The following is a 24,121-nucleotide window of genomic DNA, read 5'->3' as shown; positions in this document are numbered from 1 at the left end:
CTTTAATTTTCAAGTAAAAATTTCTGCTAATTAGCCTTGGCGCTGTTTATGCTTTGGCTCACTGCAAATCACGCGAACAACACCGTTGCGCTTGATAACTTTACAGTTACGGCAGATTTTTTTAACGGAAGCACGAACTTTCATTGCTAAACTCCGTAAATCTGACCTGAAGGTTAGTATAGTCGAATTATCGACCGTAGCCTTTCAGGTTTGCTTTTTTCAACACAGACTCATATTGATTAGACATCATATGCGTCTGAACCTGTGCCATAAAGTCCATGATTACAACAACTACGATAAGTAGTGATGTTCCGCCGAAATAGAAACGTACGTTCCATGCGACCATCATGAACTCAGGGATCAGACAGATAAAGGTAATATACAACGCACCCGCTAGGGTTAAACGTGTCATCACTTTATCAATATATTTCGCTGTCTGTTCTCCTGGGCGGATACCGGGTACGAATGCACCTGACTTCTTCAAGTTATCTGCTGTTTCACGTGGGTTAAACACCAACGCTGTGTAGAAGAAACAGAAGAATATAATCGCTGCTGCATAAAGCATTACATACAGAGGTTGACCTGGGCTAAGAGCCAAAGACACATCAGTTAACCAACCAAATGTGCTGCTCTCACCGTTCTGACCAAACCACTGAGCCAGTGTTCCTGGGAACAGGATAATACTTGATGCAAAAATCGCAGGTATTACACCAGCCATATTAATTTTCAATGGCAAGTGTGTGCTTTGCGCTGCAAAAACTTTACGACCTTGTTGACGTTTCGCATAGTTAACGACGATTCGACGTTGACCACGCTCCATGAACACAACGAAGTAAATAACAGCAAAAGCAACTACCGCAATCAACAACAGAAGAAGTACATGCAGTTCACCTTGACGCGCTTGCTCGATAGTATGTCCGATTGCTGAAGGCAATCCAGCAACAATACCTGCAAAGATAAGTAACGAAATACCGTTACCAATTCCGCGCTCTGTAATTTGTTCACCTAACCACATCAGGAACATGGTGCCAGTTACTAAACTCACGGTAGCAATTAGGGTAAACATGGTTTGGTCGATAACGACCAGATTGTTGACCATGTTTGGTAGACCTGTTGCGATACCAATAGCTTGGAATGTTGCAAGTACAAGCGTGCCATAACGCGTATATTGGCTAATCTTACGACGGCCTGCTTCACCCTCTTTCTTGAGTTCCGCTAACGCTGGATGAACTACTGTAAGCAATTGAACAACAATAGATGCCGAAATATACGGCATGATGCCCAATGCAAAGATAGATGCACGCGAAAGAGCACCACCGGAGAACATGTTAAACATTTCAACGATGGTACCTTTTTGCTGTTCGAACAAATCGGCAAGTACAGCTGCGTCAATACCAGGAATCGGCACAAAAGAGCCCGCTCGGAATACTAAAAGTGCACCAATTACGAATAATAAGCGCGACTTTAACTCACCCAAGCCGCCCTGAGCACTACGAAAATCTTGTCCTGGTTTCTTAGCCATCTGTACCTCAATCCTCGAGATTACGCCTCGATTTTACCGCCTGCAGCTTCGATTGCAGCTTGCGCGCCTTTAGTAACACGCAGACCTTTTACAGTCACTGCCTTGCTGATCTCGCCAGAAAGAACAACTTTAACAAACTCGATGTTCTTTGTAACAACGTTTGCAGCTTTCAAGCTGTTTAGATCAACCACGTCACCAGTTACTTTCGCTAGCTCAGCTAGACGAACTTCAGCAGACACTAGACTCTTACGAGAAGTGAAACCGAATTTTGGTAGACGTTGTTTCAATGGCATCTGACCGCCTTCGAAACCTGGACGAACTGTACCGCCTGAACGCGACTTTTGACCTTTATGGCCACGGCCACCAGTTTTACCTAGGCCTGAACCAATACCACGGCCAACGCGCTTCTTAGAAGGCTTTGAACCCGCAGCTGGTGCTAGAGTATTCAAAAACATTATGATTACTCCTCAACTTTAACCATGTAGTAAACCTTGTTGATCATACCGCGTACACACGGAGTATCTTCAAGTTCTACTGTATGGTTGATTTTACGAAGGCCTAAACCGCGCAAAGTAGCTTTGTGCTTAGGTAGGCGACCAATTGAGCTTTTAGTTTGAGTTACTTTAATAGTTGCCATCGTGTTCTTACTCCGAAATAGATTCAACAGTTAGACCACGTTTAGCAGCAACCATTTCTGGTGACTTAACGCTAGCTAATGCATCGATCGTTGCACGAACGATGTTGATAGGGTTCGTTGAACCGTATGCTTTAGATAGTACGTTGTGTACACCTGCAACTTCTAGTACTGCACGCATCGCACCACCTGCGATAACACCAGTACCAACTGCTGCTGGCTGCATGTAAACTTTAGAGCCCGAGTGACGACCTTTCACCGGGTGGTGAAGAGTGCCTTCGTTAAGCGCGATCGTAGTCATGTTACGACGTGCTTTTTCCATTGCTTTTTGAATCGCTGCAGGTACTTCACGAGCTTTGCCGTAACCGAAACCTACACGACCATTACCGTCACCAACTACTGTTAGTGCAGTGAAGCTCATGATTCGACCACCTTTAACCGTTTTAGAAACACGGTTAACAGCGATTAATTTTTCTTGCAAATCATTCGCTTGAACTTGTTGTTCTTTAGCCATCTTCCAACCCTACCTTAGAATTTCAGACCAGCTTCGCGAGCAGATTCTGCTAGCGCCGCTACTCGACCGTGGTATTGGAAACCAGAACGATCAAATGCAACTGCAGTTACGCCTTTAGCAAGCGCACGCTCAGCAACAGCTTTACCAACTGCTTTAGCTGCATCAACGTTACCAGTGTATTTAACTTGCTCACGGATCGCTTTTTCTACAGTAGATGCTGCTGCGATAACCTCAGAGCCATTAGCTGCAATCACTTGTGCATACACGTGACGAGGAGTACGGTGTACTACTAGGCGAGTTGCACCCAGTTCTGCGATCTTACGACGTGCACGTGTAGCACGACGGATGCGAGATGCTTTCTTATCCATAGTGTTACCTTACTTCTTCTTAGCTTCTTTACTACGCACATTTTCATCTGCGTAACGAATACCTTTACCTTTATAAGGTTCAGGCGCGCGGTAAGAACGAATGTCAGCCGCAACTTGACCAACTACTTGCTTATCGCAACCAGTTAGAACAATTTCAGTTTGGCTTGGACATTCGGCTTTAATACCCTCTGGCAACTCGTGCTCAACAGGGTGAGAGAAGCCTAGCGTTAGAGCTACAGCGTTGCCTTTCATAGCAGCACGGTAACCAACACCCTTAAGAGTTAGCTTCTTAGTAAAGCCTACAGTAACACCAACAACCATGTTGTTTACTAGTGCACGAGCAGTACCTGCTTGTGCCCAAGCATTCACGACACCTTCTTTAGGGCCGAATGTTAGGTTGTTTTCTACTTGAGCGATCACAACTGCATCGTTAAGAACGCGAGTTAATTCACCCTTAGCGCCCTTTACAGTGATCTCTTGACCGTTCAATTTCACCTCTACGCCAGCTGGAATAGCGACAGGTGCTTTAGCAACACGAGACATGTTCTACTCCTTAATTATGCTACGTAGCAAAGGATTTCGCCGCCTAGACCTGCTTTACGAGCAGCACGGTCAGACATAAGACCCTTTGACGTTGAAACAACAGCAATACCAAGACCACCCATTACAGAAGGTAGTTCGCCTTTCTTCTTGTAAACACGAAGACCAGGACGTGAAACACGTTTGATTTGCTCAATTACTGGTTTAGCTTGGAAATACTTAAGAGTGATTTCTAGCTCAGGTTTTGCTCCGCTTTCAACAGCGAAGTCTGCGATGTAACCTTCAGCTTTAAGTAGTGCAGCAATTGCAACTTTAAGCTTTGAAGAAGGCATTGTTACAGCAACTTTATTTGCTGCCTGACCGTTACGAACACGGGTCAGCATATCCGAAATCGGATCTTGCATGCTCATAGTCTTTACTCCAAATGATTAAGTGGCAATTACCAGCTAGCCTTACGAAGTCCAGGAATCTCGCCTTTCATGCAAGCTTCACGAACTTTGATACGGCTTAGACCGAATTTACGTAGGTAACCGTGTGGGCGACCAGTTTGGTTGCAACGGTTGCGCTGACGTGATGCACTTGAGTCACGTGGAAGAGTTTGCAGTTTAAGAACCGCATTCCAACGATCTTCTTCAGATGCGTTTACATCGCTGATAGTCGCTTTAAGCGCTGCACGCTTTTCAGCGTATTGTGCTACAAGCTTTGCACGCTTTACTTCGCGCGCTTTCATTGAATTTTTAGCCATAACAGTAACCCGTCACCTTACTTGCGGAATGGGAAGTTAAAGGCAGCCAGCAGAGCTCGGCCTTCCTCATCGGTAGCAGCAGACGTCGTGATAGTGATATCAAGACCGCGTACTCGATCGACTTTATCGTAGTCGATTTCCGGGAAGATGATTTGCTCGCGAACGCCCATGCTGTAGTTACCGCGACCGTCAAAAGACTTAGCGCTAACACCACGGAAATCTCGTACACGTGGAAGAGCGATAGAAATCAAACGCTCTAGAAAATCCCACATGCGCTCGCCACGCAAGGTTACTTTACAACCAATTGGGTAGCCTTCACGAATTTTGAAACCTGCAACAGATTTACGCGCTTTAGTGATAAGTGGCTTTTGACCAGAGATCGTTGCCATATCAGATGCTGCGTTTTCTAGCAGTTTCTTATCGTTGATTGCTTCACCAACGCCCATATTGAGGGTGATTTTCTCAATTCTAGGGACTTGCATGACGCTTGTGTAACTGAACTGTTTGGTCAGATCAGCGACTACAGACGACTTGTAGTAATCATGCAGTTTCGCCATAGTAGAACTCCAAATTACTTCTAATTAGTTAGAAACGATTTCGTTGTTAGATTTAAAGAAACGAACTTTCTTACCATCTTCGAAACGGAAACCGATACGGTCAGCTTTACCAGTAGCTGCGTTGAAGATTGCCACGTTAGAAACGTCGATCGCTGCTTCTTGCTCTACAACACCGCCTTGGATGCCTAGTGCAGGAACAGGTTTCTGGTGTTTCTTAACAAGGTTGATACCTTCTACGATAACTTTACCAGTTGCTAGAACCTTAGTTACTTTACCTTTCTTGCCTTTATCTTTACCAGCAAGAACGATTACTTCGTCATTACGACGGATTTTAGCTGCCATCTTTACGTGCTCCTTACAGAACTTCTGGAGCCAGTGAGACAATCTTCATGAATTTCGCAGTACGAAGTTCACGTGTCACTGGACCAAAGATACGTGTACCGATAGGTTGCTCACTGTTGTTGTTTAACAGTACGCAAGCATTACGGTCGAAGCGAATGACAGAACCGTCTGGACGACGAACGCCTTTACGGGTGCGAACTACCACCGCCTTCAGTACATCACCTTTCTTAACTTTACCGCGTGGAATTGCTTCCTTAACAGTAACTTTAATGATGTCGCCAACGTGGGCGTAACGACGGTGAGAGCCACCCAGAACCTTAATACACATTACGCTGCGAGCGCCTGAGTTATCAGCTGCGTCCAGCATACTTTGCATTTGGATCATGTTAGTGCTCCGCTAAATATTAAAAACTAGACCCATCACGGGTCGGGCTGCCTCTTTAAAGGGACGCGAATTGTACCACCCTTTTTTTATATTGGGTAGTCAAAAAATAAACGGCCCCAAAAATATTTTTGGAGCCGTTCATTTCAGTCAGAAAAAGACTAATTACATTTTAGCTTTTTCTAGAACTTTTACCAAAGTCCAAGACTTAGTCTTAGACAGTGGACGACACTCTTTGATTTCAACTAAGTCGCCTAGGCCACATTCGTTGTTCTCATCATGTGCGTGTACTTTAGTCGTGCGCTTAACGAATTTACCGTAGATTGGGTGCTTTACGAAACGCTCGATAGCAACAGTGATAGACTTGTCCATCTTGTCGCTAGTAACACGACCTTGTTGGGTACGAATTTTGTCGCTCATTATGCGCCTGCCTTCTCAGTCAAAACAGTTTTCACACGTGCGATATCACGGCGGACAGCTTTTAGAGTATGAGTTTGCTGTAGTTGACCAGTTGCAGCTTGCATGCGCAAGTTGAACTGCTCTTTAAGCAATGCTAATAGCTCAGTATTAAGCTCTTCAACGCTCTTTTCGCGTAGATCTTGTGCTTTCATCACATCACCTGCTTAGTTACAAATGTAGTCTTGAATGGCAGTTTACGAGCCGCTAGGCGGAACGCTTCACGTGCCAATTCTTCAGGTACACCATCAACTTCGTACATAACCTTACCAGGTTGGATTTGGGCTACCCAGTACTCAACGTTACCTTTACCCTTACCTTGACGAACTTCTAGCGGTTTTTCTGTGATTGGTTTGTCTGGGAACACACGGATCCAGATTTTACCTTGACGCTTAATGTGACGTGTCATCGCACGACGTGCCGCTTCGATTTGACGAGCAGTTAGACGACCACGGCCTACAGCTTTCAAACCAAAAGAACCAAAGCTAACTTCAGTACCTTTTGCTAGACCACGGTTACGACCAGTATGCATCTTGCGGAACTTAGTACGTTTAGGTTGTAGCATCTGTCGACTCCTTACTTACGGCCTTTACGCGGTTTCTTCGCAGGCTTATCAGCCATAGGCTCAACAGCGTTTGCAGCTGGCATACCACCAAGGATTTCGCCCTTGAAGATCCAAACTTTAACGCCGATTACACCGTATGTGGTGTGAGCTGAAGAAGTTGCGTAATCAATGTCAGCACGTAGAGTGTGTAGAGGCACGCGGCCTTCACGGTACCACTCAGAACGTGCAATTTCAGCACCGCCTAGACGGCCACTTACTTCCACTTTGATACCTTTAGCGCCTAGACGCATAGCGTTTTGTACTGCGCGCTTCATAGCACGACGGAACATAACGCGACGCTCTAGTTGAGACGCGATGCTATCAGCCACTAATTGACCGTCTAGCTCAGGCTTACGTACTTCAGCGATGTTAATTTGCGCTGGTACACCTGCAATTTTAGCTACAGCTGTGCGTAGCTTCTCAACGTCTTCGCCTTTCTTACCGATAACAACGCCTGGACGAGCAGTGTGAATAGTCACACGGATGCTCTTAGCAGGACGCTCGATAACGATACGTGAAAGAGACGCTTTTGACAGTTCTTTAGTTAGGAACTGACGTACCTTGAAGTCGCCGTCTAGGTTGTCAGCGAAATCTTTGGTATTAGCAAACCATGTAGCATTCCAAGGCTTAACGATGCCTAGACGAATACCATTAGGATGTACTTTTTGACCCATTGCTTACTCTCCTAGTCTCTTAGCGATCTGCGACAACCACAGTAATGTGGCTTGAACGCTTCAAGATACGATCCGCACGGCCTTTAGCACGAGGCATAATACGCTTCATGACAGGGCCCTCATCTACGAAGATTTTAGCGACACGTAGATCGTCAATGTCAGCACCTTCGTTGTGTTCCGCGTTAGCGATTGCTGACTCAAGAACTTTCTTAACTAGCTCAGCAGCTTTTTTGTTGCTGAATGTTAGAAGTTCTAGAGCTTGGTCAACTTTCTTACCGCGAATTTGATCTGCAACTAAGCGAGCTTTCTGAGGCGAAATGCGAGCAAAGTTATGTTTAGCTAATGCTTCCATTATTTACTCCTTAACGCTTCTTAGCTTTCTTATCCACGACATGGCCGCGGTAAGTGCGAGTTGGTGCAAATTCACCAAGTTTGTGACCGATCATCTCGTCAGTTACGAAAACTGGAACGTGTTGACGACCATTATGGACAGCGATGGTCAAACCGATCATTGTAGGAATGATCATTGAACGACGGGACCAAGTCTTAATAGGCTTTTTGTCTCCGCTTTCCACCGCTTTCTCTACCTTCTTCAGCAAGTGTAGGTCAATAAATGGACCTTTCTTGAGAGAACGTGGCATGGCTTATCCTCTTAAATAGATTACTTATTGCGACGACGTACGATGTACTTGTCAGTGCGTTTGTTGCTACGAGTCTTGTAGCCTTTAGTTGGCATACCCCAAGGAGAAACTGGGTGACGACCACCAGACGTACGGCCTTCACCACCACCATGTGGGTGGTCAACCGGGTTCATTACCACACCGCGAACGGTAGGACGAACACCACGCCAACGGCTTGCACCAGCTTTACCTAATTCACGTAGCATGTGCTCTGCGTTGCCTACTTCACCGATTGTTGCACGGCCTTCAGACAATACTTTGCGCATTTCGCCAGAACGTAGACGGATAGTTACGTATGCACCGTCGCGAGCAACGATTTGAGCATATGCACCAGCCGAACGAGCTAGCTGACCACCTTTACCAGGTTTTAGTTCAACGTTGTGTACAGTTGAACCTACTGGGATGTTACGCATTGGCATTGCGTTACCAGCTTTGATTGGCGCATCAACGCCAGACTGGATAGCATCACCAGCTTGAACACCTTTAGGTGCTAGGATGTAACGACGCTCACCGTCTGCGTACAGAACTAGAGCGATGTTTGCGCTACGGTTTGGATCGTATTCAAGACGCTCAACTTTCGCTGGGATACCATCTTTAGTACGTTTAAAGTCAATCAGACGGTAGTGTTGTTTGTGACCACCACCGATGTGACGTACTGTGATACGACCGTTGTTGTTACGACCGCCGTTCTTAGAGTTTTTCTCTAGAAGTGGCGCGTAAGGCTTACCTTTGTATAGGTCAGCATTAACAACTTTAACAACGTGACGGCGACCAGCCGAAGTCGGCTTACATTTAACAATAGCCATTTTTCAACTACTCCTGTTATTCCGCGCCGCCAACAAAGTCAAGATCTTGACCTTCGTTAAGAGTAACGTACGCTTTTTTCACGTCTGAACGACGGCCTTGGCGAACCCCTTGACGCTTGGTCTTACCCTTAGTGATAAGAGTATTTACAGACTTAACTTCAACTTCAAATAGCTTTTCTACAGCTGCTTTGATCTCTTTCTTAGTTGCATCCATTGATACTTTGAAAACGATAGTGTTCGCTTTCTCAGCAGCCATAGTTGCTTTTTCAGAGATGTGCGGTGCACGTAGAACTTTTAGTAGACGCTCTTCACGGATCATGCCAGCATCTCCTCAACTTGCTTAACTGCATCAGCAGTCATTAGAACCTTGTCAAATGCGATTAGGCTAACTGGGTCGATACCAGTAACGTCACGCACGTCAACTTTGTATAGGTTACGCGCAGCTAAGAATAGATTCTCGTCTACTTCACCAGTAACGATTAGTACATCGTTAAGTTCAAGTTCTTTCAGCTTAGCTGTTAGTTCTTTAGTTTTTGGTGCATCTACTGAGAAGCTTTCAACAACGATTAAACGCTCTTGACGAACTAGCTCAGAGAAAATGCTCTTCATAGCACCACGGTACATTTTTTTGTTTACTTTTTGGCTGTGATCTTGTGGTTTCGCAGCAAAAGTAACACCACCTGTACGCCATAGTGGACTACGGATAGTACCAGCACGCGCACGGCCAGTACCTTTTTGACGCCATGGCTTAGCGCCACCGCCAGAAACTTCTGAACGTGTTTTTTGAGCACGAGTACCTTGACGAGCACCTGCTGCGTATGCAACAACTACTTGGTGTACAAGAGCTTCGTTGAACTCACGTCCGAAAGTAGTTTCGGAAACAGTTAGTGCGTTAGCACCTTTAACCATCAATTCCATTACTTACTCCTAGACGTTATGCTTTAACTGCTGGTTTGACGATAACATTACCGCCAATTGAGCCAGGGACTGCGCCTTTGATAAGAAGCAGATTGCGCTCAGCATCAACACGTACGATCTCAAGGTTTTGAGTCGTTACACGCTCTGCACCCATGTGACCAGACATTTTTTTGCCTTTAAACACGCGACCTGGAGTCTGACATTGACCGATAGAACCAGGAGCACGGTGAGACAAAGAGTTACCGTGAGTCATATCTTGAGTACGGAAATTCCAGCGCTTAACAGTGCCTTGGAAACCTTTACCTTTAGATGTACCAGTAACGTCTACTTTTTTGATTTCGTTGAAAAGTTCAACAGTTAGTTCAGCACCAACTTCAAACTCTTCGCCGCTTTCTAAGCGGAATTCCCAAAGACCACGACCAGCTTCTACACCAGCTTTCGCAAAGTGACCAGCTTCTGGTTTTGATACGCGGCTAGCTTTCTTAGCACCAGCAGTTACTTGGATTGCTGTGTAACCATCGTTCTCAAGAGTTTTAACTTGAGCAACACGGTTAGCTTCAACTTCCACAACTGTTACTGGGATAGAAACGCCTTCTTCGGTAAATACGCGGGTCATACCCACTTTACGTCCGACTAGACCAATCATTCTTCTAATCTCCCTTAACCTAGGCTGATTTGAACATCAACACCAGCAGCAAGGTCTAGACGCATTAGAGCATCTACAGTCTTGTCAGTTGGTTCAACGATGTCGATCAGACGCTTGTGAGTACGGATTTCGTACTGGTCACGTGCATCTTTGTTTACGTGTGGAGAGATAAGAACAGTGAAACGCTCTTTACGAGTAGGTAGTGGAATAGGACCACGAACCTGCGCGCCGGTACGCTTAGCTGTTTCAACGATTTCCGCTGTAGAAGCGTCGATTAGTTTGTAATCGAATGCTTTTAGGCGGATACGGATGCGTTGGTTCTGCATGAGACAGAGCTCCAATAATTAAAAATTACACAAACAATATCGCCACTCAAACTCGTTAAAACGAGAGAATGCCGATTGATTTATGTGAAACCGTAGTACCCAAATCGGGCACATTGTCAGCTAATAGGTGATTAACCTCAGTTATCTAAACTAGATAACTATGAGCTAAATTTTAATTAACTGCGAACATAAGCTGAGTATACATTACCTGACAAATCGTTAAGTTTATAAAAACTCAGATTTATCAGCTCCTCGCTGCTCATTGGTTCACAACTGGCTTAACCAGTGCGCTGCATTATACAGATCACAGTTTCACATGCAAGTGCTGTTTGAAAAATAAACGGAGAAAAATTGAGCGATTGGATATAAAAGATTAGCAGAATTGGGGCTTTTAGTTCTCCCCCTCAGATGAGGGGGAGTTAGAGGGGGTTACAGTCCACGGAACTTAATTCGCTACAGTGGAAACAACCCCACCCAACCTCCCCTCGAAGAGGGGAGGAGTAAAGATATTACTTAGCAGCAATACGCTGGCGGACCGCTTCAAATAGGCAGATGCCCGAAGCTACCGATACGTTCAAACTTGATACTGAACCAGCCATTGGAATCTTAATCAGGTCATCACATGTTTCACGAGTTAGACGGCGCATACCGTCACCCTCTGCGCCCATCACAATCGCCAACGGCCCAACAAGCTTGCTTTGGTAGATATCATGAGTTGCTTCACCAGCAGTGCCAACAAACCACACTCCCTTTTCTTGCATTGCACGCATAGTACGAGCAAGGTTAGTCACGCGAACTAACGGTACTGTTTCTGCGGCACCACATGCTACCTTGCTTACTGTAGCAGTCAATGGCGCTGATTTGTCCTTTGGGACAATAACCGCTGCCACACCAGCTGCATCTGCATTACGCAAGCACGCACCTAAGTTATGCGGGTCAGTTACACCATCTAGTACTAAAAACAGTGGTTGTTCTGTTTGGTCGACAATCAACTCTAAGTCATGCTCGTTAAGCTGTCTTGCTGGTTTTACCTTAGCAATGACACCTTGGTGATTAGCACCTTGTGCTTTGTCATCAAGAACTTTTCGGTTCATTTCTTGAATTGAAACGCCTAAGCGTGCAAGTTCATTGAGAACAGGTAGTAGTCGGTCGTCTTGACGACCTTTAAGTACATAAGCCTCCACAAAGCGAGCAGGATCTCGCTCTAACACCGCTTTTACTGCGTGGATGCCATAAATTAATTCGTTACTCATGAGTTACCTATTTGTTCTTTTTCGCTCTAGCTTTACCAGCTTGAGCTCGAGCTTTCTGTTTACGAGCCTTAGCGGATTTACTCGTTTTGTCTTTTTGCTTACCACTATCGTCTTCTGGACGTTTAGTTGGTTCAATCAAGGGTACAGCTTTACTACCAAGATTTGCAGCCGCTTTTTTGCCTTTGGCTTTTGCTTTCGATTCTGTCGCTCGTTTCTTAGCAGTCTTACCAGCGCCGCGTAGCTTACGACTTGTTTCAACGATTTCAAAGTCAATTTGTCTATCATCAAGGTTGACTGACAGCACTTTCACTTTGACTGAATCACCAAGACGGTAGGTATTACCAAACGACTCGCCGATAAGTCTTTGACCTATCGGATCAAATCGATAGTAGTCATTAGCTAACGTAGAAATATGCACCAAACCATCAATATGGAGATCAGCCAAACGTACAAAGAAACCAAAACCCGTGACGTTAGCAATAACACCTTCTAGCTCTTCGCCGACATGGTCTTGCATGTATTCACACTTGAGCCAATCTGACACTTCACGAGTTGCATCATCGGCGCGGCGTTCCGTCATTGAACACTGCTCACCATAGTAGTTCATATCGTCAAATGAATAGTGGTAACCACCTGTTGGCGTCCAACGATCTTGGTTACGACCTTCATGTTTTGCAATCAGATACTTAATCGCACGATGAAGCAATAAGTCTGGATAACGACGGATAGGCGACGTGAAGTGAGCATAGCGCTTCAATGCCAAACCAAAGTGCCCAGCGTTGTCTGGGCTGTATATTGCCTGCTTCATTGAGCGTAGCAGCATAGTTTGAATCAACTCTTTATCTGGGCGATCGCCAATTTGCTGCATGAGATGAGCATAGTCAGTAGGAGATGGCTCTAATCCGCCCGATAACTCTAAGCCCAATTCACCAAGGAAATCTCTGAAACCCATCAAACGCTCTTCACCCGGAGTTTCGTGAATACGGTATAGAGCTGGCTCTTTTGCTTTTTCAACAAGTGATGCTGACGCAATGTTCGCCATGATCATGCACTCTTCGATAAGCTTATGTGCATCATTACGAATCAGTGGCTCAATGCTTTCAATCTTACGCTCAGGAGTGAAAATGAACTTGGTTTCAACCGTTTCAAATTCAATCGCGCCACGCTGTTCACGCGCCACTTTCAGAACTTGATACATCTTATGCAGCTCTTCAAGATGAGGAACTAAATCGCTATAGCGTTCACGTAACTCTTCATCACCTTCCAAGATTTCGTGAACTTTGGTGTAGGTTAAGCGAGCGTGTGAGTTCATCACCGCTTCATAATGTTTATATCCCGACAACTTACCACTTTCTGAAATGGTCATTTCACACACCATGCACAGGCGATCCACTTGTGGATTGAGTGAACATAAACCATTTGAAAGTACTTCTGGCAGCATTGGAACTACTTGAGATGGGAAGTATACCGAGTTACCACGGTTAATCGCTTCTTTATCTAAAGCAGTATCTGGGCGAACGTAGTAGCTCACATCGGCAATCGCAACCCAGAGACGCCAACCACCACCTTTTTTAGCTTCACAGAATACGGCATCATCAAAGTCACGAGCATCTTCACCATCGATGGTAACCAATGGCAAAGCACGCAAATCGACTCGGCCTTGCTTGGCTTCTTCCGGAACTTCTTCCCCTAAGCCTGACACCTGTTTTTCAACGTCGTCTGGCCATACGTGAGGGATCTGGTGGGTACGAATAGCAATTTGCGTTTCCATCCCCGGCGCCATATTCTCGCCCAGCACTTCCACGACATTACCCATCATGCCTCGGTTGCGAGAACCTCGGTCTGTAATTTCAATCACCACCACGTTCCCCATACGAGCACCACTACGCTGCTCATTAGGAATTAAAATATCTTGGTGGATTCTTGAATCATCAGGTACGACATATGAGTAACCATGTTCAAAGAAAAAACGACCGACAATTTGAGTTTTACGCTCTTCTAATACACGAACTAAACGCCCCTCTTTTCTACCGCGCTTATCCGTTCCCGTTGGTTGCACTAAGACGTAATCACCATGAATGATGGTTCTCATCTGATGATTAGGTAAAAGAATATCGTTGTCTTTATTGGTATTACCATCCGGGCGAACCCAGCCATATCCATCTTTATGACCGATCACATAGCCTTTAATTAATTCGAGTTTTTCTGGCAATGCGTAACATTGGCGACGAGTAAAGACTAACTGCCCATCTCGCTCCATTGCGCGAAGGCGACGACGCAGACCTTCATACTGATCTTCACCGGTGAGATTTAATGCTTCAAACAAATCATTACGATTCATTGGCACGTTCGCTTGAGTCAAAAACTCGATGATGAACTCACGGCTTGGAATCGGATTTTCGTAATTATCGGCTTCACGATCCGCAAACGGATCAATATGGGTCGAATCAGACATAGGTAGACCTATTTATATAGAGGGGGATTAAAGTATATCCTACTGCGTGGTTAAGCTTAAGGATAAAAAGTGAGTAATACTAATAAGATAGTCCCTCTGGACGATCTTTGAAGGAATAAAGGTAAAATTCAGTGAAGAAAGGAATGAAGTTCATGCTCAATTATAGAAACTGAGCATGAATGGACAAACTTTAGGTGTAGCTACAATTTAGAGGGTTCTACCAGAAGGTTTCTCTGCGTTTAGCACGCGCGATGATGTTTTCAGGCATACGCATTTCTAATCCTTGTCGAAGGATATTAATTCGGCTATGCACTCTTTGATCCGCCGTAGCAGAGTTATACAGCCAACGATACGCATCTTCGTAATCTAGAGGACTACCATAATCTCTTAATAACAGTTCCGCTAGCTGAATTCGTGCATTCAAATTACCCATCGATGCCGCTTCACGTAAATACGGGATTGCACGTTCTTTATCTTGCTGAACTAACGTTCCACGAGAATAATAACGCCCCAACTGCTCAAGCGCTGTTGGCAACCCTTGGTGAGCCGCATTTTCCATGTAGTACAAACCTAACTCGACATCCTGATCGACACAGACGCCCCACGCTAGCATATCCCCATACAAAAACTCGTATGATGGCAAATTGATACGGGTTGCACGTGCAACGATATCTTCCACCAACTGACAATTGTCGGCTTTGACTCGCTCCAAATGCTTGTTTTCTTCAATCAATTTTATGAGTTCAGCTTCTGTATAAATTGGTACAGGCTCCCCCACATCGGTCACAGCTGCGTGACTAAACGAGGAATGCAATGCCAATATAAGAGAAGCTGCTACCGTTCGTAGCTTCATACATGCACTCTTACTTAATTCCGATAGCCATGTTACTCAATGTCTTGAGTATCGCGTTATTACGCATAATGACTGGTTTGATTTTTTTATCGGCGATTAAGCGGATCTCTTTAGGTCAAACTGGTAAATAATCGGCAATTAATTGCCACCGAAGAACAAAATACCATCACTCTCGGCATAAAAAAACCGACTCATAGAGCCGGTTCTTTAAACGAGTATCTAACTTACACGCTGAACGGGTGTACTTTGATAATGGTTTCGTTACGGTCTGGACCTGTAGAGATGATGTCAACTGGAACACCTGTTAGCTCTTCAATACGCTTGATGTAATCAAGAGCATTTTGAGGAAGTGCCTCTAGAGACTTAGCACCAAATGTTGTTTCAGACCAACCAGGCATCGTTTCGTAGATTGGCGTAATGTTTTCATACGCATCTGCTGCCATTGGTGACACTTCAGCAACTGAACCATCAGCCATTTGGTAACCAGTACAGATCTTGATCTCTTCTAGGCCGTCAAGAACGTCTAGTTTAGTCAAACAGAAACCTGTTACTGAGTTAAGTTGAATTGCACGGCGCATTGCAACCGCATCAAACCAACCAGTACGACGTAGACGACCAGTCGTTGCACCAAACTCAGCACCTACACTACCTAAGTGCTTACCAACTGGATCTTGCTTCTCTTTACCGTCATACAGTTCAGTAGGGAAAGGACCTGAGCCTACACGAGTACAGTACGCTTTAGCGATACCTAGAATGTAACCTAAGTGACGAGGGCCAAAACCAGAACCTGCAGCAACACCACCAGCAGTAGTGTTGGAAGAAGTTACGTAAGGATATGTACCGTGATCGATGTCTAGTAGAGTGCCTTGAGCACCTTCGAACATGATCTTATCGCCACGCTTACGCGCTGCATCGAGTTCATCAGTTACGTCGATAACCATTGAAGTTAATAGGTCAGCATAACCCATTGCTTGCGCAAGTACTTCTTCGTAGCTTACCGGCTCAACTTTGTAGAAATGTTCAAGTTGGAAGTTGTGGTAAGCCATAACTTCTTTTAACTTCTCAGCGAATGCTGCACGATCAAACAAATCACCTACGCGAACACAGCGACGAGCAACTTTGTCTTCATAAGCAGGACCGATACCACGACCAGTAGTACCAATTGCTTTATTACCACGAGCCGCTTCACGAGCTTGGTCTAAAGCAATATGGTAAGGAAGAATTAGAGGACAAGCTTCAGAAATGAAAAGACGCTCTTTAACAGGAACACCACGGTCTTCTAGACCGGTCATTTCTTTAATTAGTGCATCTGGTGAAAGTACAACACCGTTACCGATAATGCATTTCACGTTGTTGCGAAGGATACCTGATGGAATCAAGTGAAGAACTGTTTTCTCGCCATCGATAACTAGAGTATGGCCAGCATTGTGACCACCTTGATAGCGAACCACATATTTTGCATCTTCAGTTAAAAGGTCTACGATTTTACCTTTACCTTCATCACCCCACTGGGTGCCAAGAACGACTACGTTATTACCCATCTTTCCATTTCTGATTGCTAGTTAAAAATGGATTCTAGCACCGAATTTGATCAGTTGCAGTCATTTTTTAGACAAAAAGTTTGTTGCTAAATGAGCTGAAAGATAATTCTTACATTTAAGCCGAAACATCATTCATCAGCATAAATTTTGACGTCAAGGTTACCTTTATTATCGATACTAGCCCGGTACATACCAGAACTATTCATCGCAAAGTGAATATCACCATTTGCGTCCACCGCAATCAAGCCACCTTCGCCCCCCATCGCTTTCAAGTCACCGTTAATAATGTGCTCACAAGCGGTATGAACATCTTCTTTCAAATAGCGCATTCTTGCAGCAACGTCCCCTGCGACCATCTTACGAATAAAGAACTCTCCCATACCTGTAGTCGAAACCGCCACATTGCCATTTTCTGCAATCGTACCTGCACCAATAATTGGAGAATCGCCAACACGGCCGAATTTTTTATTCGTAATTCCGCCAGTACTTGTCGCAGCAGCCAAGTTACCTTGCTTATCCAGTGCTACAGCACCTACCGTGCCAAATTTTTTATCATCCGGATACTTATCTTCTGCCGAGTACTTAGCTTCGGAAAGAGCAAACAAGCCTTTTTCTTTCATCGACTGTAGCTGTTCATAACGGCGGTCAGTAAAGAAATAGTCCTGCTCGGTGTATTCATAACCTAAGCTAAATGCGAACTCTTCTGCACCATCCCCCATTAACAAAACATGCTCGCTTATCAGCATCACGTCACGTGCTAACTCAATAGGATTTTTAATATGGCGAATCCCCGTTACCGCTCCCGCATTCATTTCTCGACCATGCATGACAGACGCATCCATCTCAACCATTTCTTTGTTGGTTAATACAGAGCCTTTGCCTGCATTGAATTGAGGTGCATCTTCCAATACCTTGACCGCAGCCACCACGGCATCAAGCGCATCGCCACCTTGAGCCAGAATTTCATGCCCAGCTTTTACTGATTTTTCCAACGCTGACAGAATTTCTACTCTAAGTTCATCACTCATTTGATCACGCAGTATGGTTCCTGCTCCACCGTGAATAGCGATAGAAAATGGCTGCGACATAAATAGTCCTTACGTATTAAGAAGAGGTAATAAAAAAGCGCCAACCGATCACTCGATTCGCGCTTTCCTTTATAGGGCTAGGCGTCGCTTATCGCAACCCCATAACTCACTATTAGTGGCAGTGACCGCCACCGCAACAGCCATCTTTATGGTCGTGGTCGTGGTCGTGATCATGGTGATGACCGTGACCACCACAACATTCATGGTCATCTTCATGACCATGGCCGCCGCAACAACCTTCATGGTCGTGGTCGTGCCCGTGACCACCACAGCCACCAGCTTGGTGTACGTGGCCGTGCTCTAACTCTTCAGCTGTCGCTTCACGAACTGCAACCACTTCAACGTCGAAAGTCAGTGTGTGACCAGCAAGCATGTGGTTGCCGTCTACAACAACTTCGTCGCCGTCTACTTCTGTGATTTCTACAGGGATTGGACCTTGATCAGTATCCGCAAGGAAGCGCATACCAACTTCGATTTCGTCAACACCTTGGAATACATTTGCAGGAACGCGTTGAACAAGATCATCGCTGTGCTCACCGTATGCATCTTCAGGTGCGATAGTTGCAGTGAACTTGTCGCCTGCTACTTTGCCTTCTAGCTCTTTCTCAAGGCCAGTGATTAGGTTGTTGTGACCATGTAGGTAATCTAGTGGTGCTTCCACTGTAGATTGGTCTACAACGATGCCATCTTCCAGTTTTACTTGGTAAGCAAGACTTACAACCACGTTCTTTTCAATTTTCATAACGGCTCCAGGGCGGTTTTGGTGCTTCTAGACACATTAAGTCATGTCTAAAAATAATCTAACGATGGATATTATGGGGATCGTGAGCAGAAACTCAATTATTCCGGCTTAAAAATGCCGATCATTTGTTCTTGCCCGTGTTCACTTTTCTCTACAGATTTCGGTTTACGCTGTTCTGAATAATCACATTCAACGCATTCTACCAGCTCTATATTGTTCTCTATCCACCAGCGCAGAGTATCTTGAGCTTTACAACTTGGACAACTTGCCCCTGCAATAAAGCGTTTTTTTATGTTCACGTTTGGACTTCCTACTACTTTACGACTCAGTTTCTAACTGAATTCTTTCTTCTAACTGAACTATCGTTTCTAACTGCAATATCGTTTCTAAGTGAATGACTGCTTTAATCTTTTTCCCAATAGCTACGAGATTGTCTGTCTCCATCCATCTCGCGACCAAAAATTTCTTCGAGCTCTTTACGGGCTTCTTTGGCTCTCAAATTAAGCTGTTTACCTTCATTATGCTGAGGTAGCAGCTCTTTGAGCATCGACATATCGAGCTTACGGAAATGTGCCTCTGCTCTTTTCGCTTCATAAGGATGCATGCCCAATGAGATAAGCGTTTGTCGACCGAGATCCAACGCGCCTAAAAAGGTCTCACGAGAGTACCGCTCCACCCCATGATTCATTAGTTGGTAAGCTTCAACACGACTTCGGGCGCGAGCCAGTATTTTCAACTTCGGAAAGTGATGTTTACAAAGCTCGACTATTTTCACTACCTCATCAGGAGCATCGGTACAGATCACAATAGCTTCAGCTTCATCTGCACCAGCGGCTCGCAACAACTCAAGCTGGGTAGCATCACCATAGAATACTTTATATCCGTATTTACGTAGTAATTTTATTTGGCTTGCATCACTTTCCAATACGGTTATTTTGATCTTGTTAGCATACATCAAGCGACCAACAATTTGTCCAAAACGCCCAAAGCCTGCAATGATAACTCTGGGTTCTTTATCAAAAATATCCGAACCAATAGCTTCGTCATCGGAGGTATTCAAGTTACGAGCAAACCAACGGCTCTGAGCGGAAAGCAATAATGGCGTGGTTACCATTGATAAACTCACGACAACCAGTAGGAATGCCGCTTGCTCAGATTTTAGCAACCCTTGATTACTTGCTGCAGTGAAAATAACAAAAGCAAACTCACCACCTTGGCTTAGAATCGCCGCCATGCGACTGCGCGCTTTTGCACGAGTACCAGAAAAACGAGCTAAGACATAAAGAAGTAGACCTTTGACAGTCACCAGTCCAATCACAGCCAACAATATGCTTAACGGCTCAAGAGCAAGCAACCCTAAATCGACCGCCATACCAACAGAGATAAAAAACAGCCCAAGCAGTAAACCTTTAAAAGGTTCGATCGCGATTTCAAGTTCATGACGGAATTCACTTTCGGCTAATAACACCCCAGCCAAGAAAGTACCAAGCGCCATCGACAAGCCTAATTGCTGCATCAGCAGTGCAATACCGATAACCAACAGTAACGCGGCTACAGTAAATAGCTCACGCACTCCGCTCAATACGATATAGCGGAACAGTGGACTTAAGAGGAAATGACCGCCGACCAGCAAACCGACGATGCCACACAGCATCCAAACCACATCAAGCCAGCTTCCCCCAGTGTTTCCCGCCAATACTGGTAACATTGCCAGCATTGGAATGACCGCAATATCCTGAAACAGCAATACTGCAAAACCAGATTGCCCAGTTTCACTGCGAGATAACCCTCGCTCTTCAATGACTCGCAGTGCTATAGCTGTAGAGGAAAGAGCCAAGCCCATACCAATCACTAAACTGCTTTGCCAACCGATTCCCATTAGCGAGGTGATACTGGCAATTACCGCGGTCGTGACGACCACTTGAGCACCGCCTAAGCCTAATATTGGACCTCGCATTTGCCATAGTTTTCTTGGGTTCAACTCTAAGCCAATCAGAAAGAGCAATAGCACTACGCCAAATTCTGCAAAGTGCATAATCGCTTCAACATCGCTGATTAAACCTAATCCCCAAGGCCCAATTATCACGCCAGCTAACAAATATCCAAGAACAGAACCTAACCCAGCCCTTTGCGCCAAAGGCACTGCCACAACGGCTGCGGTAAGAAATACCGCCGTACTTTGCAGGAAATCGCTGCCTAACTCAGCCATGATGCTCTCCTTGCTCAGCAAGTGGGTCGTTTAGCCATTGTCGATAGGCTTCTGCATGCTGATAACGTTCAACATCACTGACATTGCGCGACCAATACAACACCAAAGGTTCCATCCACTGCATACGACACAACGCCGCAGTCAGTTCAAAGGGTTGCAAAATCTCTTTCAGCGGATAACGGTTATAACCCTTTTCACCAAAGGCATCGACATTACCACCAGTGGTTATCACACTACGCCAGACTTTGCCCTGCAGCTCACTTTTATTACCGAAAGCAAACCCTTTCGCTAATATCCTATCCATCCACTCTTTTAGCAGTGCCGGACACGAATACATATACAGTGGATGTTGAAAAACAATCACATCGTGTTCGAGTAAGCGTTGGCGCTCAGCTTGGACGTCAATGAAGAAGTCTGGATAAGTCGCATAAAGATCAAGAATGGAGACATGTTCAAGTGATGAGATCTTTTTGATCATCACTTGGTTAGCGATAGAGTGATGTGGCTCAGGATGAGCATAAATCACTAAGACTTTAGGCTTTTGTGAAGCAGACGACGTATCTTTTGTCATTCCTTGACTGCACTCCGTAACGTTATCAAATTGGTAACTGTTGCGATACCCAAACTACTTGGAGTTGCAGGTAGGCGGCAAGTCAGTGAGTCCCCATGAGCATAGATAACTATGTAATTGGGGTGAACGAACGTAGCCAACACCGCTGCACCTTCAAGTAGGAAGGGCATAAGCATCATAACGTAAATTGCATAATGATCGACATTTATCCTCGTTGCCCCTACTATTCTGGGCGATATCTCAACGGCAACTCTTTCTAATAGCTAATACAAATTTATGATTATCTTCTCGGACATCCAGTTACTACGTGGCGGAAAGCCGCTGCTAGACCAAGCATCAGCAACCATAAACCCAGGTGACAAAGTGGGTTTAGTGGGCAAAAACGGTTGCGGCAAATCAACCCTTTTTGCTCTTTTAAAAGACGAGCTGTCTATTGATGCAGGCTCATTCAGCAAGCCAGCTCAATGGGAGCTGGCTTGGGTGGCACAAGAAACACTGGCGTTAGAGCGAAGTGCTTTGGAATACGTCATCGATGGTGACCGAGAATATCGCGATTTAGAGCGTCAACTCACTGATGCAGAGCATGCCGATAACGGCACTCTTGTTGCCGAGCTACACGGAAAAATCGAAACAATTGGCGGTTACAGCATCCGCGCTCGTGCATCTGAACTACTTGATGGTCTCGGTTTTAGCCAAGAGCAAATGTCATGGAACCTCACTCAATTTTCTGGTGGTTGGCGCATGCGCCTCAACCTTGCTCAAGCTCTGATCTGCCGTTCAGATTTACTTCTTCTCGACGAACCAACCAACCACTTAGATTTAGATGCCGTTATGTGGTTAGAGCGCTGGTTACAAAGCTATCCGGGAACCCTGATTCTGATTTCTCACGACCGTGATTTCCTCGATCCGATCATCAATCGCATCATTCACATCGAAAACCAAAAGCTCAACGAGTACACAGGTAACTACTCATCGTTTGAAAACCAACGAGCGCAGAAAATGTTGCAGCAACAAGCCATGTATCAGAAGCAGCAAAAGCAGATGAGCCACATGCAGAGCTACATCGACCGCTTCCGCTACAAAGCCTCTAAAGCTCGTCAGGCTCAAAGTCGTATTAAAGCTCTGGAAAGAATGGAGAAGGTGCTGCCGGCTCAGTTTGATAACCCATTCAGCTTTGAATTTCGCGAGCCTTCAGCGCTTCCGAACCCAATTCTGATGATGGATGATGTAAGCGCAGGATACGGCGATAACCTTATCCTAGAGAAGATTCGCCTTAATTTGGTTCCGGGTAGCCGTATCGGTCTGCTTGGTCGTAACGGTGCTGGTAAATCAACCTTAATTAAACTGCTATCCAATGAGTTGTCACCGCAAGGTGGCGATCTGACTTATTCGCAAGGTGTGAAGATCGGCTACTTCGCTCAGCACCAACTTGAAACGCTTCATCCTGAAGAGACACCTTTGCAGCATATGATGCAAATCGCACCAGAGAAAAACGAATTAGAACTGCGTAATTATCTGGGTAGTTTTGGCTTTAATGGCGATAAAGCACTGGAAAAAATCGGTCCATTCTCCGGCGGTGAAAAAGCTCGCCTAGTGTTGGCTCTGATTGTGTGGCAAAAACCAAACCTGCTCTTACTCGATGAACCAACCAACCACCTTGATTTGGACATGCGCCAAGCGCTAACTCTTGCGCTACAAAGTTTTGAAGGTGCCATGGTTATCGTCAGCCATGACCGATACCTATTGCGTGCAACAACCGATGATTTGTATCTGGTCCATGATCGCCAAGTCGCACCGTTTGACGGTGATTTAACCGATTACTACAAATGGCTTCAGGAGCAACAAAAAGCAGAACGCAAAGAGCAACAAGCTCAAGTTGCGCCCAAAGACAACGCTAACAGTGCTGCTGCGAAGAAAGATCAAAAACGCCGTGAAGCGGAACTGCGTAAGCTTACTGCACCAATTCGCAAAAAGCTGACACAACTCGAAGCGAAAATGGATAAGTTGAACGAAATTATCGCAGACTCTGAACAACAATTATCGGAGTCCTCACTGTATGATGCAGAAAACAAAGCTAAACTTAACCAAGTTCTCGCAATCCAAGCCCAAGCCAAGAGCGAACTCGAAGAGATCGAGATGGACTGGATGAGCGAGCAAGAGACGCTGGAAGAAATGGAACAGGAGTTCAACAGTCAATGAGCCAAGAGCACGTCAGAATTTCACTTACGTTGGAGCGACTATGGCAATTCAGTTTGCAGTACTACAGCGTTCGAGAAGTTAAAGAGGCGTGCTTACACCTGCAAAACCATTTCAACGGCAATGTAAATTTGCTTCTGCTGCTCAAATGGCTTGATGAGCAGCAAGTTGCCTTTTTTGAGCAAGATTGGCAAACAGTGAGCGAATGTATCAGTCGCTCAGAAACACTGCTGCATAGCTACAGAGAATTGCGCCGCAAACTAAAAAAAACACTGCCTGATACCTTGTATCGTGAAGCACTGCAGTTTGAACTCCAGTTAGAAAAACAGCAGCAGTCAGATTTAGTGGATTGCATTAATAGTCTTACCTTGATTAATAATGAAGATGCCCCTCTGACACAGCGTTACTGTCGACAACTTGGCGCAGAAAACCTTGCCCAGCAGTTCGCCAAACCCGCTCCAAAGCGCTGAACATTCCCGCTTGTTTAATTGCGTATATA

General features: G+C 45.2%; 34 protein-coding genes. 2 read left to right on the top strand and 32 right to left on the bottom strand.

Going from position 1 to position 24,121, the window contains the following annotated elements; translation table 11 throughout:
- Window positions 1-30: 30 nt before the first annotated feature.
- The 32 genes from rpmJ to kefG form a co-directional block, all read right to left on the bottom strand.
- The gene (rpmJ, locus tag G5S32_RS01455) at window positions 31-144 is read right to left on the bottom strand and encodes a 50S ribosomal protein L36 (RefSeq protein WP_000868186.1); all 114 of its coding nucleotides are present in this window, start codon (window positions 142-144) and stop codon (window positions 31-33) included.
- A gap of 43 nt (window positions 145-187) precedes the next feature.
- Window positions 188-1,522, bottom strand: a complete 1,335-nt coding sequence (gene secY / locus G5S32_RS01450) for a preprotein translocase subunit SecY (protein WP_042485221.1) — start codon at window positions 1,520-1,522, stop codon at window positions 188-190.
- 20 nt (window positions 1,523-1,542) lie between these two features.
- Complete coding sequence (gene rplO / locus G5S32_RS01445; RefSeq protein ID WP_165310150.1) at window positions 1,543-1,977, bottom strand: 50S ribosomal protein L15; 435 nt, start codon at window positions 1,975-1,977, stop codon at window positions 1,543-1,545.
- A 5-nt stretch (window positions 1,978-1,982) separates the two neighbouring features.
- Entirely contained in the window at window positions 1,983-2,159 is a 177-nt protein-coding gene (rpmD, locus tag G5S32_RS01440; protein WP_000201159.1) for a 50S ribosomal protein L30, read from the bottom strand.
- Between the two features lie 7 nt (window positions 2,160-2,166).
- Complete coding sequence (gene rpsE / locus G5S32_RS01435) at window positions 2,167-2,670, bottom strand: 30S ribosomal protein S5 (protein ID WP_165310149.1); 504 nt, start codon at window positions 2,668-2,670, stop codon at window positions 2,167-2,169.
- A gap of 14 nt (window positions 2,671-2,684) precedes the next feature.
- Window positions 2,685-3,038 carry a 50S ribosomal protein L18 gene (rplR, locus tag G5S32_RS01430; protein WP_165310148.1) on the bottom strand — a complete coding sequence of 118 codons (354 nt, stop codon included), beginning with the start codon at window positions 3,036-3,038 and terminating at the stop codon, window positions 2,685-2,687.
- Between the two features lie 9 nt (window positions 3,039-3,047).
- Window positions 3,048-3,581, bottom strand: a complete 534-nt coding sequence (gene rplF / locus G5S32_RS01425; protein WP_165310147.1) for a 50S ribosomal protein L6 — start codon at window positions 3,579-3,581, stop codon at window positions 3,048-3,050.
- A 14-nt stretch (window positions 3,582-3,595) separates the two neighbouring features.
- Window positions 3,596-3,988: a 30S ribosomal protein S8 gene (gene rpsH / locus G5S32_RS01420; RefSeq protein ID WP_165310146.1), complete on the bottom strand. Its 393-nt coding sequence runs from the start codon at window positions 3,986-3,988 to the stop codon at window positions 3,596-3,598.
- 29 nt (window positions 3,989-4,017) lie between these two features.
- Window positions 4,018-4,323 (bottom strand): 30S ribosomal protein S14, encoded by a 306-nt coding sequence (rpsN, locus tag G5S32_RS01415; RefSeq protein ID WP_165310145.1) that lies wholly within the window; start codon window positions 4,321-4,323, stop codon window positions 4,018-4,020.
- A gap of 17 nt (window positions 4,324-4,340) precedes the next feature.
- The gene (gene rplE, locus G5S32_RS01410; protein ID WP_042485207.1) at window positions 4,341-4,880 is read right to left on the bottom strand and encodes a 50S ribosomal protein L5; all 540 of its coding nucleotides are present in this window, start codon (window positions 4,878-4,880) and stop codon (window positions 4,341-4,343) included.
- 24 nt (window positions 4,881-4,904) lie between these two features.
- Window positions 4,905-5,222 (bottom strand): 50S ribosomal protein L24, encoded by a 318-nt coding sequence (gene rplX, locus G5S32_RS01405; RefSeq protein ID WP_042485205.1) that lies wholly within the window; start codon window positions 5,220-5,222, stop codon window positions 4,905-4,907.
- A 13-nt stretch (window positions 5,223-5,235) separates the two neighbouring features.
- Window positions 5,236-5,607, bottom strand: coding sequence for a 50S ribosomal protein L14 (gene rplN, locus G5S32_RS01400; protein WP_042485201.1), 372 nt, complete (start codon window positions 5,605-5,607; stop codon window positions 5,236-5,238).
- A gap of 162 nt (window positions 5,608-5,769) precedes the next feature.
- Window positions 5,770-6,024 carry a 30S ribosomal protein S17 gene (gene rpsQ / locus G5S32_RS01395; RefSeq protein WP_165310144.1) on the bottom strand — a complete coding sequence of 85 codons (255 nt, stop codon included), beginning with the start codon at window positions 6,022-6,024 and terminating at the stop codon, window positions 5,770-5,772.
- Window positions 6,024-6,215: a 50S ribosomal protein L29 gene (gene rpmC, locus G5S32_RS01390; RefSeq protein WP_042485196.1), complete on the bottom strand. Its 192-nt coding sequence runs from the start codon at window positions 6,213-6,215 to the stop codon at window positions 6,024-6,026. The genes rpsQ and rpmC overlap by 1 nt, the downstream gene beginning before the upstream one ends.
- Window positions 6,215-6,625: a 50S ribosomal protein L16 gene (gene rplP, locus G5S32_RS01385; RefSeq protein WP_165310143.1), complete on the bottom strand. Its 411-nt coding sequence runs from the start codon at window positions 6,623-6,625 to the stop codon at window positions 6,215-6,217. Before rplP ends, rpmC begins: the two co-directional genes overlap by 1 nt.
- An 11-nt stretch (window positions 6,626-6,636) precedes the next feature.
- The gene (gene rpsC / locus G5S32_RS01380; RefSeq protein ID WP_165310142.1) at window positions 6,637-7,338 is read right to left on the bottom strand and encodes a 30S ribosomal protein S3; all 702 of its coding nucleotides are present in this window, start codon (window positions 7,336-7,338) and stop codon (window positions 6,637-6,639) included.
- A 19-nt stretch (window positions 7,339-7,357) separates the two neighbouring features.
- Window positions 7,358-7,690, bottom strand: coding sequence for a 50S ribosomal protein L22 (gene rplV / locus G5S32_RS01375; protein WP_042485189.1), 333 nt, complete (start codon window positions 7,688-7,690; stop codon window positions 7,358-7,360).
- A 10-nt stretch (window positions 7,691-7,700) separates the two neighbouring features.
- Entirely contained in the window at window positions 7,701-7,979 is a 279-nt protein-coding gene (rpsS, locus tag G5S32_RS01370; protein ID WP_042485188.1) for a 30S ribosomal protein S19, read from the bottom strand.
- A gap of 20 nt (window positions 7,980-7,999) precedes the next feature.
- Complete coding sequence (gene rplB / locus G5S32_RS01365) at window positions 8,000-8,824, bottom strand: 50S ribosomal protein L2 (RefSeq protein ID WP_102941164.1); 825 nt, start codon at window positions 8,822-8,824, stop codon at window positions 8,000-8,002.
- 16 nt (window positions 8,825-8,840) lie between these two features.
- On the bottom strand, window positions 8,841-9,143 hold the full coding sequence (rplW, locus tag G5S32_RS01360) for a 50S ribosomal protein L23 (protein WP_165310141.1): 303 nt from the start codon (window positions 9,141-9,143) through the stop codon (window positions 8,841-8,843).
- Window positions 9,140-9,742, bottom strand: coding sequence for a 50S ribosomal protein L4 (gene rplD, locus G5S32_RS01355; protein WP_102941165.1), 603 nt, complete (start codon window positions 9,740-9,742; stop codon window positions 9,140-9,142). Before rplD ends, rplW begins: the two co-directional genes overlap by 4 nt.
- Window positions 9,743-9,758: 16 nt before the next feature.
- Window positions 9,759-10,388 (bottom strand): 50S ribosomal protein L3, encoded by a 630-nt coding sequence (gene rplC, locus G5S32_RS01350; RefSeq protein ID WP_165310140.1) that lies wholly within the window; start codon window positions 10,386-10,388, stop codon window positions 9,759-9,761.
- 14 nt (window positions 10,389-10,402) lie between these two features.
- Window positions 10,403-10,714, bottom strand: coding sequence for a 30S ribosomal protein S10 (gene rpsJ / locus G5S32_RS01345; RefSeq protein WP_001181007.1), 312 nt, complete (start codon window positions 10,712-10,714; stop codon window positions 10,403-10,405).
- Between the two features lie 509 nt (window positions 10,715-11,223).
- Window positions 11,224-11,967, bottom strand: coding sequence for a 23S rRNA (guanosine(2251)-2'-O)-methyltransferase RlmB (rlmB, locus tag G5S32_RS01340; RefSeq protein WP_165310139.1), 744 nt, complete (start codon window positions 11,965-11,967; stop codon window positions 11,224-11,226).
- A gap of 7 nt (window positions 11,968-11,974) precedes the next feature.
- Window positions 11,975-14,422, bottom strand: a complete 2,448-nt coding sequence (rnr, locus tag G5S32_RS01335; protein ID WP_165310138.1) for a ribonuclease R — start codon at window positions 14,420-14,422, stop codon at window positions 11,975-11,977.
- Between the two features lie 217 nt (window positions 14,423-14,639).
- Window positions 14,640-15,275, bottom strand: a complete 636-nt coding sequence (gene motX / locus G5S32_RS01330; RefSeq protein ID WP_165310137.1) for a flagellar protein MotX — start codon at window positions 15,273-15,275, stop codon at window positions 14,640-14,642.
- A gap of 224 nt (window positions 15,276-15,499) precedes the next feature.
- Window positions 15,500-16,816, bottom strand: coding sequence for an adenylosuccinate synthase (locus tag G5S32_RS01325; protein WP_165310136.1), 1,317 nt, complete (start codon window positions 16,814-16,816; stop codon window positions 15,500-15,502).
- Window positions 16,817-16,944: 128 nt separating this feature from the next.
- Window positions 16,945-17,904, bottom strand: a complete 960-nt coding sequence (locus G5S32_RS01320; protein WP_165310135.1) for an isoaspartyl peptidase/L-asparaginase family protein — start codon at window positions 17,902-17,904, stop codon at window positions 16,945-16,947.
- A 112-nt stretch (window positions 17,905-18,016) separates the two neighbouring features.
- Complete coding sequence (slyD, locus tag G5S32_RS01315) at window positions 18,017-18,646, bottom strand: peptidylprolyl isomerase (protein ID WP_165310134.1); 630 nt, start codon at window positions 18,644-18,646, stop codon at window positions 18,017-18,019.
- 98 nt (window positions 18,647-18,744) lie between these two features.
- The gene (locus G5S32_RS01310) at window positions 18,745-18,945 is read right to left on the bottom strand and encodes a YheV family putative zinc ribbon protein (protein WP_165310133.1); all 201 of its coding nucleotides are present in this window, start codon (window positions 18,943-18,945) and stop codon (window positions 18,745-18,747) included.
- A 104-nt stretch (window positions 18,946-19,049) separates the two neighbouring features.
- Complete coding sequence (gene kefB / locus G5S32_RS01305) at window positions 19,050-20,855, bottom strand: glutathione-regulated potassium-efflux system protein KefB (RefSeq protein WP_165310132.1); 1,806 nt, start codon at window positions 20,853-20,855, stop codon at window positions 19,050-19,052.
- Complete coding sequence (gene kefG, locus G5S32_RS01300) at window positions 20,848-21,426, bottom strand: glutathione-regulated potassium-efflux system ancillary protein KefG (RefSeq protein WP_165310131.1); 579 nt, start codon at window positions 21,424-21,426, stop codon at window positions 20,848-20,850. The genes kefB and kefG overlap by 8 nt, the downstream gene beginning before the upstream one ends.
- A gap of 276 nt (window positions 21,427-21,702) precedes the next feature.
- Between kefG and G5S32_RS01295 the strand changes: the two genes are divergently transcribed.
- Window positions 21,703-23,625: an ABC transporter ATP-binding protein gene (locus G5S32_RS01295; protein ID WP_165310130.1), complete on the top strand. Its 1,923-nt coding sequence runs from the start codon at window positions 21,703-21,705 to the stop codon at window positions 23,623-23,625.
- Complete coding sequence (locus G5S32_RS01290; protein ID WP_165310129.1) at window positions 23,622-24,092, top strand: TIGR02444 family protein; 471 nt, start codon at window positions 23,622-23,624, stop codon at window positions 24,090-24,092. The genes G5S32_RS01295 and G5S32_RS01290 overlap by 4 nt, the downstream gene beginning before the upstream one ends.
- Window positions 24,093-24,121 lie beyond the last annotated feature (29 nt).

Source organism: Vibrio ziniensis (genome assembly GCF_011064285.1).
GTDB lineage: Bacteria > Pseudomonadota > Gammaproteobacteria > Enterobacterales > Vibrionaceae > Vibrio > Vibrio ziniensis.
The sequence above is the reverse complement of the archived record's forward strand: the minus strand, read 5'-3'. Positions and strand labels throughout refer to the sequence as shown.

Excerpts from the sequence above, each read along its gene's own strand:
- rpmJ (WP_000868186.1), bottom strand. The coding sequence starts at position 144 with ATGAAAGTTCGTGCTTCCGTTAAAAAAATCTGCCGTAACTGTAAAGTT.
- secY (WP_042485221.1), bottom strand. The coding sequence starts at position 1,522 with ATGGCTAAGAAACCAGGACAAGATTTTCGTAGTGCTCAGGGCGGCTTG.
- rplO (WP_165310150.1), bottom strand. The coding sequence starts at position 1,977 with ATGTTTTTGAATACTCTAGCACCAGCTGCGGGTTCAAAGCCTTCTAAG.
- rpmD (WP_000201159.1), bottom strand. The coding sequence starts at position 2,159 with ATGGCAACTATTAAAGTAACTCAAACTAAAAGCTCAATTGGTCGCCTA.
- rpsE (WP_165310149.1), bottom strand. The coding sequence starts at position 2,670 with ATGGCTAAAGAACAACAAGTTCAAGCGAATGATTTGCAAGAAAAATTA.
- rplR (WP_165310148.1), bottom strand. The coding sequence starts at position 3,038 with ATGGATAAGAAAGCATCTCGCATCCGTCGTGCTACACGTGCACGTCGT.
- rplF (WP_165310147.1), bottom strand. The coding sequence starts at position 3,581 with ATGTCTCGTGTTGCTAAAGCACCTGTCGCTATTCCAGCTGGCGTAGAG.
- rpsH (WP_165310146.1), bottom strand. The coding sequence starts at position 3,988 with ATGAGCATGCAAGATCCGATTTCGGATATGCTGACCCGTGTTCGTAAC.
- rpsN (WP_165310145.1), bottom strand. The coding sequence starts at position 4,323 with ATGGCTAAAAATTCAATGAAAGCGCGCGAAGTAAAGCGTGCAAAGCTT.
- rplE (WP_042485207.1), bottom strand. The coding sequence starts at position 4,880 with ATGGCGAAACTGCATGATTACTACAAGTCGTCTGTAGTCGCTGATCTG.
- rplX (WP_042485205.1), bottom strand. The coding sequence starts at position 5,222 with ATGGCAGCTAAAATCCGTCGTAATGACGAAGTAATCGTTCTTGCTGGT.
- rplN (WP_042485201.1), bottom strand. The coding sequence starts at position 5,607 with ATGATCCAAATGCAAAGTATGCTGGACGCAGCTGATAACTCAGGCGCT.
- rpsQ (WP_165310144.1), bottom strand. The coding sequence starts at position 6,024 with ATGAGCGACAAAATTCGTACCCAACAAGGTCGTGTTACTAGCGACAAG.
- rpmC (WP_042485196.1), bottom strand. The coding sequence starts at position 6,215 with ATGAAAGCACAAGATCTACGCGAAAAGAGCGTTGAAGAGCTTAATACT.
- rplP (WP_165310143.1), bottom strand. The coding sequence starts at position 6,625 with ATGCTACAACCTAAACGTACTAAGTTCCGCAAGATGCATACTGGTCGT.
- rpsC (WP_165310142.1), bottom strand. The coding sequence starts at position 7,338 with ATGGGTCAAAAAGTACATCCTAATGGTATTCGTCTAGGCATCGTTAAG.
- rplV (WP_042485189.1), bottom strand. The coding sequence starts at position 7,690 with ATGGAAGCATTAGCTAAACATAACTTTGCTCGCATTTCGCCTCAGAAA.
- rpsS (WP_042485188.1), bottom strand. The coding sequence starts at position 7,979 with ATGCCACGTTCTCTCAAGAAAGGTCCATTTATTGACCTACACTTGCTG.
- rplB (WP_102941164.1), bottom strand. The coding sequence starts at position 8,824 with ATGGCTATTGTTAAATGTAAGCCGACTTCGGCTGGTCGCCGTCACGTT.
- rplW (WP_165310141.1), bottom strand. The coding sequence starts at position 9,143 with ATGATCCGTGAAGAGCGTCTACTAAAAGTTCTACGTGCACCGCACATC.
- rplD (WP_102941165.1), bottom strand. The coding sequence starts at position 9,742 with ATGGAATTGATGGTTAAAGGTGCTAACGCACTAACTGTTTCCGAAACT.
- rplC (WP_165310140.1), bottom strand. The coding sequence starts at position 10,388 with ATGATTGGTCTAGTCGGACGTAAAGTGGGTATGACCCGCGTATTTACC.
- rpsJ (WP_001181007.1), bottom strand. The coding sequence starts at position 10,714 with ATGCAGAACCAACGCATCCGTATCCGCCTAAAAGCATTCGATTACAAA.
- rlmB (WP_165310139.1), bottom strand. The coding sequence starts at position 11,967 with ATGAGTAACGAATTAATTTATGGCATCCACGCAGTAAAAGCGGTGTTA.
- rnr (WP_165310138.1), bottom strand. The coding sequence starts at position 14,422 with ATGTCTGATTCGACCCATATTGATCCGTTTGCGGATCGTGAAGCCGAT.
- motX (WP_165310137.1), bottom strand. The coding sequence starts at position 15,275 with ATGAAGCTACGAACGGTAGCAGCTTCTCTTATATTGGCATTGCATTCC.
- G5S32_RS01325 (WP_165310136.1), bottom strand. The coding sequence starts at position 16,816 with ATGGGTAATAACGTAGTCGTTCTTGGCACCCAGTGGGGTGATGAAGGT.
- G5S32_RS01320 (WP_165310135.1), bottom strand. The coding sequence starts at position 17,904 with ATGTCGCAGCCATTTTCTATCGCTATTCACGGTGGAGCAGGAACCATA.
- slyD (WP_165310134.1), bottom strand. The coding sequence starts at position 18,646 with ATGAAAATTGAAAAGAACGTGGTTGTAAGTCTTGCTTACCAAGTAAAA.
- kefB (WP_165310132.1), bottom strand. The coding sequence starts at position 20,855 with ATGGCTGAGTTAGGCAGCGATTTCCTGCAAAGTACGGCGGTATTTCTT.
- kefG (WP_165310131.1), bottom strand. The coding sequence starts at position 21,426 with ATGACAAAAGATACGTCGTCTGCTTCACAAAAGCCTAAAGTCTTAGTG.
- G5S32_RS01295 (WP_165310130.1), top strand. The coding sequence starts at position 21,703 with ATGATTATCTTCTCGGACATCCAGTTACTACGTGGCGGAAAGCCGCTG.
- G5S32_RS01290 (WP_165310129.1), top strand. The coding sequence starts at position 23,622 with ATGAGCCAAGAGCACGTCAGAATTTCACTTACGTTGGAGCGACTATGG.